Annotated in this window: 13 protein-coding genes; 3 read left to right on the top strand and 10 right to left on the bottom strand. The window is 70.4% G+C overall.

The window, feature by feature from the left end:
- Positions 1 to 179: 179 nt before the first annotated feature.
- Entirely contained in the window at positions 180 to 644 is a 465-nt protein-coding gene (locus EJV46_RS22650; protein WP_165585304.1) for a hypothetical protein, read from the top strand.
- A 527-nt stretch (positions 645 to 1,171) separates the two neighbouring features.
- On the opposite strand, the gene EJV46_RS03130 is transcribed toward EJV46_RS22650, so the two are convergent.
- Entirely contained in the window at positions 1,172 to 2,149 is a 978-nt protein-coding gene (locus EJV46_RS03130) for a tripartite tricarboxylate transporter substrate binding protein (RefSeq protein WP_131547121.1), read from the bottom strand.
- Between the two features lie 66 nt (positions 2,150 to 2,215).
- Entirely contained in the window at positions 2,216 to 3,175 is a 960-nt protein-coding gene (locus tag EJV46_RS03135) for a tripartite tricarboxylate transporter substrate binding protein (RefSeq protein ID WP_165585305.1), read from the bottom strand.
- 83 nt (positions 3,176 to 3,258) lie between these two features.
- Between EJV46_RS03135 and EJV46_RS03140 the strand changes: the two genes are divergently transcribed.
- Positions 3,259 to 3,708 carry a thioesterase family protein gene (locus EJV46_RS03140; RefSeq protein ID WP_131547123.1) on the top strand — a complete coding sequence of 150 codons (450 nt, stop codon included), beginning with the start codon at positions 3,259 to 3,261 and terminating at the stop codon, positions 3,706 to 3,708.
- A 24-nt stretch (positions 3,709 to 3,732) separates the two neighbouring features.
- On the opposite strand, the gene EJV46_RS03145 is transcribed toward EJV46_RS03140, so the two are convergent.
- From EJV46_RS03145 to rpmH, 7 genes are all read right to left on the bottom strand, one after another.
- Entirely contained in the window at positions 3,733 to 6,528 is a 2,796-nt protein-coding gene (locus tag EJV46_RS03145; protein WP_165585306.1) for an ATP-binding protein, read from the bottom strand.
- 229 nt (positions 6,529 to 6,757) lie between these two features.
- A complete protein-coding gene (gene argB / locus EJV46_RS03150) occupies positions 6,758 to 7,639 on the bottom strand; it encodes an acetylglutamate kinase (protein ID WP_131547125.1) in 882 nt (293 codons plus the stop codon).
- A 95-nt stretch (positions 7,640 to 7,734) separates the two neighbouring features.
- Positions 7,735 to 8,406 (bottom strand): ribosome biogenesis GTP-binding protein YihA/YsxC, encoded by a 672-nt coding sequence (gene yihA / locus EJV46_RS03155; RefSeq protein WP_206020686.1) that lies wholly within the window; start codon positions 8,404 to 8,406, stop codon positions 7,735 to 7,737.
- Positions 8,403 to 10,190: a membrane protein insertase YidC gene (yidC, locus tag EJV46_RS03160; protein WP_131547126.1), complete on the bottom strand. Its 1,788-nt coding sequence runs from the start codon at positions 10,188 to 10,190 to the stop codon at positions 8,403 to 8,405. Before yidC ends, yihA begins: the two co-directional genes overlap by 4 nt.
- 9 nt (positions 10,191 to 10,199) lie before the next feature.
- The gene (yidD, locus tag EJV46_RS03165; RefSeq protein ID WP_131547127.1) at positions 10,200 to 10,469 is read right to left on the bottom strand and encodes a membrane protein insertion efficiency factor YidD; all 270 of its coding nucleotides are present in this window, start codon (positions 10,467 to 10,469) and stop codon (positions 10,200 to 10,202) included.
- Complete coding sequence (rnpA, locus tag EJV46_RS03170; RefSeq protein ID WP_131547128.1) at positions 10,466 to 10,813, bottom strand: ribonuclease P protein component; 348 nt, start codon at positions 10,811 to 10,813, stop codon at positions 10,466 to 10,468. Before rnpA ends, yidD begins: the two co-directional genes overlap by 4 nt.
- A gap of 36 nt (positions 10,814 to 10,849) precedes the next feature.
- Complete coding sequence (gene rpmH, locus EJV46_RS03175; RefSeq protein ID WP_131547129.1) at positions 10,850 to 10,984, bottom strand: 50S ribosomal protein L34; 135 nt, start codon at positions 10,982 to 10,984, stop codon at positions 10,850 to 10,852.
- A gap of 204 nt (positions 10,985 to 11,188) precedes the next feature.
- Between rpmH and EJV46_RS03180 the strand changes: the two genes are divergently transcribed.
- A complete protein-coding gene (locus EJV46_RS03180) occupies positions 11,189 to 12,517 on the top strand; it encodes an LLM class flavin-dependent oxidoreductase (RefSeq protein ID WP_131547130.1) in 1,329 nt (442 codons plus the stop codon).
- 7 nt (positions 12,518 to 12,524) lie between these two features.
- Here the strand turns inward: EJV46_RS03180 and EJV46_RS03185 are convergent, their stop codons facing one another.
- Positions 12,525 to 13,427 carry a CoA ester lyase gene (locus EJV46_RS03185; RefSeq protein WP_131547131.1) on the bottom strand — a complete coding sequence of 301 codons (903 nt, stop codon included), beginning with the start codon at positions 13,425 to 13,427 and terminating at the stop codon, positions 12,525 to 12,527.
- Positions 13,428 to 13,482 lie beyond the last annotated feature (55 nt).

Raw genomic sequence — 13,482 nt, forward strand, 5'->3', positions numbered from 1 at the left:
CTCGACTAGGTCTGCCGAAGATAGTTGACGACGTTTTCTCTGGACAGACTGCTATGTTCAAGGTTTAGGTGCAGGGGTGGATTTTATCAGCCCCTTATCTCCTGTGGCTCTTCAGAATCAATCTTCTGCGCCGAGTTTATATATTGGATCTGCCATTTTTTTCCATCTAGGAAATGATTGTGTCGGAACAGATATTTCATTACGAAACAAGGAGTTGGACTGTACTAATCTGTATATTTATAGTTAGCATGTGGGGAATATCAATATCTATTTTAGGCGTTATTCAATACATATCCATTTATTTCGTAATATTTTGGCTTCTTGCTTCGATATTATTTTTCTGTGGCGGTATAAATTGGTATATTTATAGGAGCCCTATAATAACTAGTCCAGATAGTATTTCAAAAATCGTTTTTGGTAACGTCATTAGACGTATCTTGTGGACTGAAGTTGTTACGATAGAAGAAAGATGTGATTATGATCCGACACAAGGAAGAAATATCCATTCATGGAAAATTGTCGGTGTTGGCTTATATAATAGAAATATCGCCATTGATTTTGACGAGACAATTCAAAATGTAGCAAATCTTTTAGTTATTATAGAAAGAAAATTAGATAAGGAAAAATTTAGAAGGATTAGATGATGTACAAGACGATAATTTTACTTCGTCCTTAGCCTTTGCTTGGCTGCCCCTTCATCGGCGCAATCAATTGCCTCTCCACAAGGCCAGAGCAGCTTTCCATCGCTTCCGCAGATCGAGGCAGCGGCCCGACAGCAGCTCCGTGAAGGCGGTTTCCGTCCCACCCGCGCCGCCTTCATCGAGCTGGTGCCAAGCCGAAGCGACAATTGATATGCGATTAGAGCGTTCCTCGACCTAAATGAATCGGTAGCCTTTTCCGACACGATTGAAGTCTGCTTCAAGCTCTCTGCCGGCGAGGAGGTTGGCAGAGATGTCGAAAGCCCTATCGGTGGATTTGGGGGAACGTGTGGTTGCTGCGGCGGCTGCGGGTGCTTAGCGACGGGGCGTGGCAGCGCGCTTTGGCGTCGGTATCTCCAGTGCCATTCGTTGGTGGCCTCAAGGAGCGGACACAGGGACGTCCAAGCGGCGGGCAGCGACAGATTCATGATCCCGCCGGCCCACATCGCGAACGGCTGCCGGCCGGTTTTCAGCTACCGCTCCCGCCAGGGCCTCCGCTGCCACAGCGCCTGCAGCTGCGCCTCCGTCCGCTGCGCCATCGCCCGGTACTCCGCCCCGATCAGCGTGTGCAGCGGCATGAACTGCCGCTTCGCCTCGCGGAGGAAGTCTGTGTCGCGCAGCGCCACGGCGAAGGCCGCGGTCAGCCGCGCCGTGACCGCCCCGGGCAGGCCGGGCGGCCCGATCAGCCCGCGCTCCGCGCCGTTCAGCACCTCGAAGCCCTCTTCCCGGAAGGTCGGCACGTCCGTCGCCTCCTCCCACCGCCGCTCGGCGGCCTGGGCCAGGATGCGCAGCCGCCCCTCGCGCTTCATGGCGAGCGCGTCGCCCACGTTGATCGCGGCGAGGTCCATGTGCCCGCCCAGCAGCTGCGGGATCAGCGGCGCCGCGCCGGCGAAGGGGATGTGGACCAGCGGCGGCACATTCGCCGCCTGCTCGAAGTTCATCATGAAGAGATGGTCGTCCGAGCCCACCCCCGTCGTGCCGTAGGTGAGCTGGCCCGGCCGCGCCCGCGCCGCCGCCACGAGGTCGGCCACGCGGCGGAAGGGGCTGTCGGCGCGGACGTAGAAGCAGTTCGCGTCGCCCACCACATTGGCGAGGAAGGTGAAGTCCATCGCCCGGAAGCGCGCCGGCCGCTCCATCGGGATGGCGTTGTGCGCGGGCAGGGTGGTGGCCCCCAGCGTGTAGCCGTCCGGCGCCGCGTTGAAGATCGCCTCCAGCCCGATCTGCCCCGCCGCGCCGCTGCGGTTCGTGACGACGTGCCGCATCCCCGGGATCTGCGCCGCGACCAGCGGCATCACCAGGCGCGCCATCACGTCCACGCCGCCGCCTGCGGGGAAGGGGATGATGACCTCGACGGGGCGCTCGTTCGGCCAGGCGGCCGCCTGGGCATGGGCGAGGCGCGGCGCCGCGAGCGCGGCGGCGCCTCCCGCCAGGATCTGGCGACGACCGGACATGACTTCCTCCCTGGATTTTTCAGGGAGCCTGGAGGCTCCGGACCACGCGGCGCAAGGGCAATCTGCTCAGTCGCGCCAGGGCCGGCGCTGCCACAGCGCCTGCAATGCGGCATGGTCGGCCGCCATCCTCCGCCGGTAGGGCAGGCCGACCAGGGGCCGCAGCGGCAGCATCTGGGCCTCTGCCTCCTGAAGAAAGCCGGGATCGGCCAGCATGTCCTTCAGCGCGAGCTCGAACTGCAGGGTGATCTCGGCCGGCAGGCCCGGCGGCGCCGCGATGCCGCGGGCCGCGCCGCCCGTCACGTCGAAGCCGCCCTCGCGGAAGGTCGGCAGGGTCCCGGCCGCGGGCCAGCGCTCGGGCCCCGCCTGGGCCAGGCCGCGGATGCGCCGGCCACGCAGCAGCGGCAGCGCCTCGCTGGCGTTGAAGGCGCCGACGGCCAGCGTGCCCACCAGCAGGTCGCGCTGGATCGGTCCGGTCGAGGCATAGGGCACGTGCAGCAGCGTGATCTCGGCGGCCGATTCGAAGCCCAGCACGAGCAGGTGGTCGTCGCTGCCGATGCCCGTGGTGCCGATGCCGATCTCGCCCGGCGCGCCGCGCGCCGCCATCTGGAGGTCGGCCAGGCTGGTCCAGGGGCTGTTGGCCTTCACCCAGAAGCCGCCGGGATCGTCCACGATATTGGCCAGGAAGGTGAAGCCCTCCGGATCGTAGCGCGGCCGCCGCTCGATCGCCATGGCGTGCAGCGGCGTCGCGGTGACCATGCCGAGCGTGTAGCCGTCGGCGGGCGCGTGGAAGAGCGCCTCGAAGCCGATCTGGCCGCCCGCGCCTGGCCGGTTCGTCGCGACGCAGCGCGCGCCCGGGATCTGCCGGGGCAGGTGCTGCGCGACGAGGCGCGCGATGGCGTCATGCGCGCTGGCCGCCGGTGCGGGGACGATGATCTCGATGGGGCGGTCGAGGGGCCAGGCGGCCCGGGCCACGCCCGGCGCGGCCAGCGCGCCCCCCGCCAGCAGGAACGCCCTGCGGCGCGGCATGTCGTTTCTCGCTCGATACGCCGTGCAGGGTGGATGCCCGCGCCGATTCCGTCCAGCCTGCGGACAGGAAGCAGGAGCATGGAATGGCATCGCTGATGGAGGAATTCGGCGTCGAGGGCGAGTGGAGCATGGCCGTGCGCCATCGCATCCGCTGGGCCGAATGCGACCTCTACGGCCATGTGAACCACACGGCCTATCTCGTGATGTTCGAGGACCTGCGCGTGGACCACTGGCGCTCGCTCGGCCAGGCGCTGCGGGCGGACCAGCCGGGGCCGGTCGTGGCGAAGCTGGAGGCGCGCTACCTCCGCGCGCTCGCCTTCGAGGACGAGGTGCTGCTGACCCTGCGCGTGGCCGGCCTGCGCAACACCAGCTTCACGCAGGACTACGCGGTCTGGCGGAAGGGGCTCTGCTTCGAGTGCCGGGCGCTGCTGGTCTGCGTGCGGGACGGCGCCAGCACGCCCATCCCGCCCGAGGCGCGGCGGCTGATGATCGAGCGGGATGGGGCGAAGGCCGAGGGAATCAGGCCGGCCTGAACGGCCGGCGCCCCCGGCAGCCCCTCAGGCCGCCGCCTCCACCGCCATGAAGCCCCGAACCGCGCGCCGCAGCTCCGCCAGCAGCATCCGCGCCATCTCCGGCGCGCCGGGCTCCTCGTCCTGCAGCGCCTTCAGCACGCCGCGCGCCCTTGCGACCAGTTCCGGCTCGCCCAGATGCCCGACCGTCCCGGCGATCGCGTGCAGCGCCTCCAGCAGGGCGCCCTTCTGCGTCCCGGCGGCCTCCAGCTGGTCCAGCCGCTTCCGCAGCTCCGCCAGGAAGAGCGGCCGGAGCGCGCCCAGCTCCTCCGACGCCGCGTCGCCGGCCGGCTTGCCCCCGGCGGGCCTGCCCGAGACCAGCGAGGCCAGCACCCGCAGGAGCTGCCCGCGCTCCACCGGCTTGCTCAGATGCGCCACCATGCCCGCCGCGCGGCAGGCCGCGACATCCTCGGGAAAGGCGCTGGCGGTGAGGGCCACGACCGGCACGCGGCCCGCCGGCCCGGGCATGGCCCGCAGCCGCCGCGTGGTCTCGATGCCGTCCAGGCCGGGCATCATCACGTCCATGAGCACCACGTCAAAGGGACGGCCCTCCCGCGCCGCGACGGCCGCCGCCTCCAGCGCGGCCACCCCCTCGGTGACGGTCTCCAGCTCGAAGCCCGTGGTGGCCAGCAGCGCCCGCAGGACGGAGAGATTGGCCGGCACGTCGTCCACCGCGAGCAGCCGCAGCGGACGCCCGGCGTCGAAGGGCGCGGCCTCCGGCTCCCTCTCCGCCCGATCCTCTCCGGCCAGGACCAGCGGCAGCTCCACCCAGAAGCAGGCGCCCGTGCCGCCGCGCGCGTCGGCGCAGCCGATCCGCCCGCCCATCAGCGCGGCGAGGCGCGCGGTGATGGAGAGGCCCAGTCCCGTGCCCTCGGCCTCGGAGGGGGCGAGGCGGGTGAAGTCGGTGAAGAGGCGGTCGCGCTCGCTCTCCGGCACGCCCGGTCCCTGGTCGGCGACCTCGAAGCGCAGCAGCGCCGGGCTGGAATGCACCGTCGCATCCAGCCGGACGGTGCTGCCCGGCGGCGTGAACTTCACCGCATTGGCGAGCAGGTTGAGCACCATCTGGCGCAGCCGCGTGGCGTCGGCCTTGATGCGCGCCGGCAGCCCCTCGGCCTTGAAGCTGAGCCGGACCTCCTTGGCCTCGGCGAGCGGCTGCACCATCGCGAGGGCATCCTCGAAGATGGCGGCGGGCGGCGCGGGGGCCAGGTTGAGCGTGAGGCTGTGCGCCTCCATGGCCGCGATGTCGAGAACCTCGTTGGCCAGCGCGAGCAGGTGGCGCGCCGTCGCGCCGACCAGCACCGCCTGGCGGCGCTGGGCCACCGGGAGGCTGGTCTCGCCCCCCAGGCGCTCCGCCAGGCGCAGCAGGCTGGAGAGCGGGGTCCGCAGCTCGTGGCTGACATGGGCGAGCAGGCGCGACTTGGCGGCGGTGGCGCGATCCGCCGTGTCCCGCGCCTCGGCCAGGGCGGCCATGGTCTGCCGGGCCGCGGTGATCTCGCAGAGGATGACGACGGTGCCGCCCTCCGCCACCCGCTGCTTCGCGACGCGGAGCCAGCGCCCGTCGGCCAGCTCGCGCTCGAAATAGCCGTCCGCGGTGCGGTGCGACTCGAGCGCGGTCGCGACCTGCACCTCCAGCGGCGCCGGCTGGCGGACCCGGTAAAGCCCGCGCGCGAGCCAGCCGCGCACGAGCTCCTCGTAGCGGTATCCCGGCACGAGGAGGCCCTCCTCCACCCCCATCAGCGCCCGGTAGCGCGAGTTGCAGACCACCAGCCGGTCCTCGGCGTCCCAGAGCACGAAGCCGTCGGGCAGGCTCTCCACCGCGTCGACGAGGCGCCGGCTGGCGGCCTCGCGCTCCCACGCGGCCCGCTGGCGGGCGCTGAGCGCGATCAGCAGGGCGGCGGAGAAGGCCAGGACGAGCGCGGCGATGAGCGCCCCGCCGCCGAGGACGCGCTGGCGGATATGGAACCACTCGGCCAGCGCCACCTGCTCCGGCAGCACCGCGACGGCGAAAAGACCGGGATAGAAGATGGCCCGCGCAGTGGCGAAGACATCGCCGCCGCCCTGCCGGTTGGGGCTGCGGACGACGCTCGCCTCCCGGGCCAGCATGCGGGCCGGGGCCGGCAGCCTGCGGCCCTCCAGCTCCTCCTGGCCGGGCCCCGCGGCGAGCACCAGCCCGTCCGCCCGCTCCAGCCGGATGCGCAGCGCCGAGGGGTTGACCATGGGGGCGAGGGCCGAGGTGATCAGCGCCGTCGGGATCTCGGCGGCGGCCAGCACGTCCGGCCGCCCGGCGCCGGACGGGATGCGGCGGACCATGACCAGCATGAGCTCGCCGGTCTGCGGATGCGGCACGGGGCCGAGGATCGAGGCGGCGTCGGGCTTCAGCTCCGCCTGGAGCTGCGCCGCCGGGATGGCCAGGGGGCGCCCGCGCCGCGTCTCCACGGCCGAGGCCCAGACCATGCCGCCGGTGTCGGCCAGCAGGAGGTTGCGGTAGGTGAAGCTGTGCGCCGTCATCTCGCGTAGCGCCCGGCTCGTCCGGTCGGCATCCCCCACGTCCAGGAAGTCCTGGCCCATCAGCTCGCCGAGGCTGGTGATCTGGCCCTCCACCTGCAGGAGGTGGCGGTTGAGCAGGGATTGCGCGACGTCGGCGGCGCGGGTGACCACGCCCTCGGCGGCCGTCACCGACATCAGCTCGCCGCGCCACAGCAGCCGCGCCACCAGCACGCCCAGCGCCAGCAGCACGGCCGCGGTCGCGACGATGACGAGGTTCTTCAGGCGGGCGTGGCTCATGCTCAAGCCGAGGGGGGCCGATGCCAGCGGGCCGGGCCTTCCCCGCATCTCCATGCCTCGGCTTGGCAATCCCGCATGATCTCACCCCTGGGCACGGCAGCCCGCGGCGCGCCGCAGTGGCGGGCCGTCTTCTGGCCGGAACTCCTACTACCTGGAGGTGAAACTGTCGCGCGGATTTTCGCGTCCGGCGCGAATAGCGGCCGCGCCGCCCGCCATTCCCGTCGGGCCCTCAGGGCTTGATCAGGGTGCCCGCGCCGCCGACCGTGAAGAGCTCGCGCAGGACGGCGTGCGGCACGCGCCCGTCCAGGATCACGGCGCCCTTCACCCCTTGCTCGACCGCGTAGATGCAGGTCTCGACCTTGGGGATCATGCCGCCCGCGATCCAGCCCGCCGCGATGCCCGCCCGGGCCTCGGCCACCGTCATCTCGGTGATGAACTTCCTGTCCGCGTCCATCACGCCCGGCACGTCGGTCAGCATGAGCATGCGCTCGGCCGAGAGCGCGCCCGCGACGGCGCCCGCCACGGTGTCGGCGTTGATGTTGTAGGTCTGGCCGTCCGGGCCCACGCCGACCGGCGCGATGACGGGCACGATGTCCGCGCCGATCAGCAGCTTCAGCACCTTGGTGTCGATCTCCTCCGGCTCGCCCACGAGGCCGAGGTCCAGCACCTGCTCGATGTTCGAGCCGGGGTCCTTGATCGTGCGCGTGGCCTTGCGGGCGCGGATCAGCCCGCCGTCCTTGCCGGAGATGCCGACCGCCAGCGCGCCGGCGCGGGTGATGGATTCGGCCACCTGCTTGTTGACGGTGCCCGCCAGGACCATCTCGACCACCTCGACCATCTGCTGGTCGGTGACGCGCAGGCCCTGCACGAAGGTGGACTTCACGCCGAGGCGCGAGAGCATCGCGTTGATCTGCGGCCCGCCGCCATGGACCACGACGGGATTGACGCCGACCTGCTCCAGCAGCGCGATGTCGCGGCCGAAGCGCAGCGCGGTCTCCTCCTCGCCCATCGCGTGGCCGCCGTATTTCACCACCACGATCTGGTCGTCGTAACGCTTGAGATAGGGCAGGGCGCCGGTCAGCGTCTGCATTTGCGCGAGGGCGTCGTCCATGGCGTGTCCTTGGGAGGCTTTGACCCGGCTATCCGATGCGCGCCGCGGCGCGTCAACCCGCGCCGGGTCAGGCTCGGTTCAGGCCGGGGCGCGGATCACGCCGCCAGCGCCGCCAGCTCCGCGCGCAGCTCGTCCATCCCCAGGCCGGTCTCGCTGCTGGAGGTGATCACCAGCGGATGCCCGGCGGGATGCTTGCGGGCCAGGGCCTCGACCTCGGCGCGGCGCCGCGCGAGCGGGCCGGGCTTCACGCTGTCGGCCTTGGTGAGGATGAGCTGGAAGGGCACGGCCGCGCGGTCCAGCAGGTCCATCACGGCGGTGTCGGAGGGCTTGGTCTCGATTCGGCTGTCCATCAGCAGCAGGACCCGGCGCAGGTTCGGCCGGCCGCGCAGGAAGTCGAACATCAGCCCCTGCCAGTCCTCCTTCACCGCCTTGGACGCCTTCGCATAGCCGTAGCCCGGCATGTCCACGAGGGTGAGCGGGCTCTCCTCGACGCGGAAGAAGTTGAGCTGCTTGGTGCGCCCGGGCGTGACCGAGACCCGGGCCAGGTGGGTCTGGCCGGTCAGCGCGTTCATGAGCGAGGACTTGCCCACGTTCGACCGGCCGGCCAGGGCGACCTCGATCCCGTCCGGCGGCGGCAGGTGGTCGAGGCCCTGGGCCGCGGTGAAGAAGGCGCAGTGCCGCGCGAAGAGCAGCCGCCCCGCCTCGATCAGCCGGGCGCGCTCCTCCTCGTCGCGCGCCTCGATCAGGCCGCCGGCGGGAAGGCTCACTTCTTCGCCGCGGCGGCCAAGCCGCCCTGGGCCGGCGGCTTGGGATTGCCCTTGGCATCCAGCCGCATGATCCACCACTGCTGCGCGACGGAGAGGATGTTGTTCCAGCTCCAGTAGATGACCAGGCCGGCCGGGAAGCTGGCCAGCATGAAGGTGAAGATCACCGGCATCCAGGCGAAGACCTTGGCCTGGATCGGATCCGGCGGCTGCGGGTTCAGGCGCTGCTGCATCCACATGGTGACGCCCATGATCAGGGCCCAGGCCGGGAGGTGGAAGAAGCTGGGCGGATCGAAGGGCAGGAGGCCGAACAGGTTGAACAGGTTCGTCGGGTCGGGCGCCGAGAGGTCGCGGATCCAGCCGAAGAAGGGCGCATGCCGCATCTCGATGGTGACGAAGAGCACCTTGTAGAGCGCGAAGAAGACCGGGATCTGGATCAGGATCGGCAGGCAGCCGGAGGCGGGATTCACCTTCTCCGTCTTGTACAGGGCCATCATCTCGGCCTGCATCTTCTGCGGATCTTCCTTATACCGCTCGCGGATCTCGGTCATCTTCGGGCCGAGGATGCGCATCCGGCTCATGCTCTTGTAGGCCTTGTTCGCCAGCGGGAAGAAGGCGACCTTGAGCGCGAAGGTGAAGATCAGGATGGCGATGCCGAAGTTGCCCGTGAACTTGAACAGCCAATCGATCGCGTAGAAGAACGGCTTGGTGATGAAGTAGAACCAGCCGAAGTCGATCGCCTTGTCGAAATCCTGGATGTGCAGGCCGTCGCGGTAGCGGTCGAGCAGCCGCACCTCCTTGGCGCCGGCGAAGAGCCGGGTCGCGAGGCTGGAGGTCGCGCCCGCCGCCACGGTCACGGCGGCCGGGGGCGCCACGTCCACCTGCCAGCGGTCGATCGCGCCGTCGCCGATGTGGCGGAAGGCGCTGCGCAGCGCGGTGCCGTCATCGGCGCGGGTCAGCGCCGTCAGCCAGTACTTGTCGGAGAGGCCGGCCCAGCCCTGCACGGCCTCGTTGTCCCAGGCGGAGCCCTGGGCGCGGCGCTCGCCGGTCTGCGCGGTCTTGCCGTCGCTGTAGGTGATCTCGGTCAGCCGACCGTCCTGCACGGCGATGAAGCCCTCGTGCAGGATGTAGAACCCCGCGAGCTGCGGCGTGCGCTCGCGCCGGATGCGGCCCCAGGGCAGCACCGTGATCGGCTCGGCGGCATTGTTCCGCACCCGCTGGTCGACGTGGAACATGTAGTCGCCGTCGAGCGAGACCACCGCCTCGAAGACCTGGCCCTGGCCGTTGTCCCAGCTCAGCGTCACCGGGGTGGTGGCGGAGAGCGGGCCGCCGGTCACGGTCCAGTCGGTGTCGTTGTCCGGCACGCGCGTGCGGTTGTCGGCGGCGGTCCAGCCCCATTGGGCGAAGTAGCCCTCCGGCGTGCCGCGCGGGGCGAGCAGGGTGACCAGCGGCGAGTTGGGCTCGATCGTTTCGCGGTAGTCCGTGAGGGTCAGCTGCTCGAGGATCAGGCCGCGGGCCGAGAGGCGGCCCTCCACCCGGCCGTTGCTCACCGTGACGACCTGGGCGGGAGCGGCCTGTGCGGCCGCCGAGGCCTCGGTGCCGGCCGGCGCGGCCGCCGGGCCCGCCGACGTGCGGGGCGCCGGCACCGCCGGGGCGGGGCCGGCGCCCGGCGCCTGGGCGGTGACGGCGGGCGCCGGCACCGGGGCGTTCGACTTGTTCCACACCTCGAAGGTCAGCAGGATGCCGATGGAGATCGCGATCGCCGCGATAAGGCGCTTCTGGTCCATGGGTCTCGATCAGATCCCGGAGCCGGCGCGGCCCGAGGCGGGCGCGGCCGGAAGCGGGGAGGGGGGCACCGGGTCGTAGCCGCCGGAGTGCCAGGGGTTGCAGCGCAGGACGCGCCGCGCGGAGAGCCAGGACCCGCGCAGGGCCCCGTGCTCGGTCAGCGCCTCGAGCGCGTAATGCGAGCAGGAAGGGTGGAATCGGCAATGGCTGCCGATGAAGGGCCGCAGGGTCCACTGGTAGGTGACCACGGCCCCCTTGAGAATGCCGGCCGCGGGGCTCATGCCTCGTCCCTGGGGCGCGGCACGCCGGCCTTGCGCAGCGCCCCCTCGAGGTCGGCGAGCAGGCTCGGGAAGGGGCAGCGGCCCGTGGCGTCGCGGGCGATCAGCACGAGGTTCCAGCCGGGCGGCGGGGCCGCGGCGAGCGCGAGCCGGGCGGCCGCGCGCAACCGCCGCTTGGCGCGGTTGCGCGCCACGGCATTGCCGATCTTCTTGGTGGCGGTGAAGCCGAGGCGGGTCTCGCCGTCAGGACGCGCGAGGGCCTGCAACACGAGCGAATCGCGCGCCGCCCTGCGGCCGGCCTTGCTGGCCTGCACGAATTCCGCACGGCGCTTGAGGCGACCGAGCATGGCTGGTCCTCCATCGAGCGCCGCGAGGGGGGTGGTTCAGGCGGAGAGCTTCGCCCGGCCCTTCGAGCGGCGGTTGGCGAGCACCTTGCGGCCGCCGACCGTGGCCGTGCGGGCGCGGAAGCCGTGCCGGCGCTTCCGGACGAGCTTGGAGGGCTGATAGGTGCGCTTCACGGCAGGCTCCTGGGTAGTATCACTACAAGGGAAGGGGCCGGCGGTGGGCGACCCACCCCGGCGGTGCGGCGGTGTATAGGCAGGCGGGTCCGGGGGGTCAACCTCGCGGGCGGATTCGCGGGGCGGGGAGATCGCCGGCGGTCCCCCTGGACCTCCCGCGGCAGGCCGGGCAGCGTGCCGCCAGGCAGCGGCGAGACCCGAATGATGAGCAGCCCGAAGCGGATCAGCCTCGGCCTTTCCATGCGCTACCTCGGCTACCACGCCGCGGCCTGGCGGCACCCCTCGGCCGATCCGGACGCGGCCTCCAAGTTCAGCCACTACAGATACATCGCCCAGACCGCCGAGCGCGCGAAGCTCGACATGGTCTTCCTGGCCGACGGCATCGGGCTGCGCACGCCGGACACGCCGCCCGGCGCCCTGCAGCGCTCGCACCAGACCTTCGAGCTGGAGCCGCTGACGCTGCTCTCGGCGCTCTCCGCCGTGACCTCGCAGATCGGCCTCGTCTCGACGGCCTCCACCACCTACAACGAGCCCTATCACGTCGCCCGGAAATGGGCCTCGCTGGACCATCTGAGCGGCGGCCGGGCGGGCTGGAACGTCGTCACCTCCTGGTCCGAGATCGAGGCCCGCAACTTCGGCCGCGAAAAGCACATGGAATACGACCTGCGCTACGAGCGCGCGGCCGAGTTCGTGGAGGTGGTGAAGGGCCTCTGGGACAGCTGGGAGGAGGGGGCCGGCGTCTTCGACAAGGAGAGCGGCATCCTGCTCGACACCTCGAAGATGCACACGCTCCACCACAAGGGGAAGCATTTCCGGGTCGAGGGGCCGCTGACCATCCAGCGCACGCCGCAGGGCCGTCCGGTGCTGGTCCAGGCGGGCGCGGCGGAGCAGGGGATGGAGATCGCGGCCCGGAGCGCCGACGTGGTCTATTCCTCGCATTTCGACCTGGCCTCGGCGAAGGCCTATTACGGCGGCCTCAAGGGCCGGCTGGCCAAATACGGGCGCGCGCCGGACACGCTCAAGATCATGCCGGGCGTGACGCTCTTCCTGGGCCGCACCCGCGCCGAGGCCCGCGCGCAATACGACCAGCTCAACGAGCTGGTCGTGCCGGAGCTCGGCCTCTCCTACCTCTACCAGCAGTTCGGCGACCTCAGCGGCCATGACCTGGACGGGCCGGTCCCCGAGCCGCCGGATCCGCGCATCAAGAGCATGGCCGCGAAGCTGCTTGCCCTGGCCCGGCGCGACAACCTCACCATCCGCCAGCTCTACCAGACCATCACCCCCGGCTTCGGCGGCCGCTGCCTGATCGGCACGGCGAAGGACGTCGCGGACGACATGCAGGAATGGGTGGAAGCCGGCGCCGCCGACGGCTTCAACCTCTGCCCGCCGGTCCTCCCGCTCGGCCTGGACCAGACTGTGGAGCTGGTCCTGCCGGAGCTGCGCGCGCGCGGGATGTTCCGGACGGAATATTCCGGACCGACGCTGCGGGACCACCTCGGGCTGGCGAAGCCCAGGAACCGCCACACGCCCTGAGGGCGGCTCAGCCGGCGCGCTTCGCCCGATCGGCGATCGCGCGGGCCCGGGCCAGCAGCGCCTCCGCCCGCTGGACGATGGGGATGTCGATCATCTTGCCGTCCAGCGACCAGGAGCCGCGGTTGGCCGCCGCGGCCTCCTTGTCCAGCGTCACGATCTTCTCCGCCCTCGCCACCGCCTCGGGCGAGGGGCTGAAGCCGGCGTTCAGCACCGGCACCTGCGCCGGGTGGATGGCCGAGGCGCCGACGAAGCCGTAGCTGGCCGAGAGCCGCACGATGCGCCCGTACTCCACCAGGTCGGAATAGTCGGCGACGGTGCCGATCGTGCCCATGGGCATCAGCCCGTGGGTGCGCGCGGCCTGCAGCACCTGCTGCTTGGGCAGCAGCAGCGTCTCGGCCGTCGGCTCGCCGCCCATCTCGGTCGCGTAGTCCTCGGCGCCGAGCGAGAGGCCGAGGTTGCGCGGCGTGGCGCGGGCGATCTCCTGGGCATTGGCGAGCGGCCCGGGCCCCTCGATCAGCACCATGAAGCGGATCGCGCGGTCGGGGAGGCCGCGCTGGGCCTCGAGCCGCGAGACCAGCTCGTCCAGCAGCCGCAGATGGTCGGGCCCCTGGGCCTTGGTGATCATGAGGCCGTCCACGCCCGGCAGCACCGCCGCCTCCAGGTCGCGCACGGCGAGCTCCAGCGGCTGGTTGATGCGCACCAGGATGTCGGAGACGCCCTCGCGGCGGATGCGCTCCACCGCGGCCGGGAGCGCCTTGCGCGCCGCGGCCTTGTCGGCCGGCGCGATGCTGTCCTCGAGGTCGAGCTGAATGACGTCGGCGCCGCGCGACGAGGCCTTGGCGAGGAAGCGCTCGACATTCACCGGCACGAAGAGGCCGGAGCGCCAGACGGGATGCGCGGGAAGGGGCATGCGGGAAATCCTTGCGAAGCTCCGGGCCATGCTGGCCCCGATCCCGGCCGGCGCG

The organism is Roseococcus sp. SYP-B2431 (assembly GCF_004336745.1).
GTDB lineage: Bacteria > Pseudomonadota > Alphaproteobacteria > Acetobacterales > Acetobacteraceae > Roseococcus.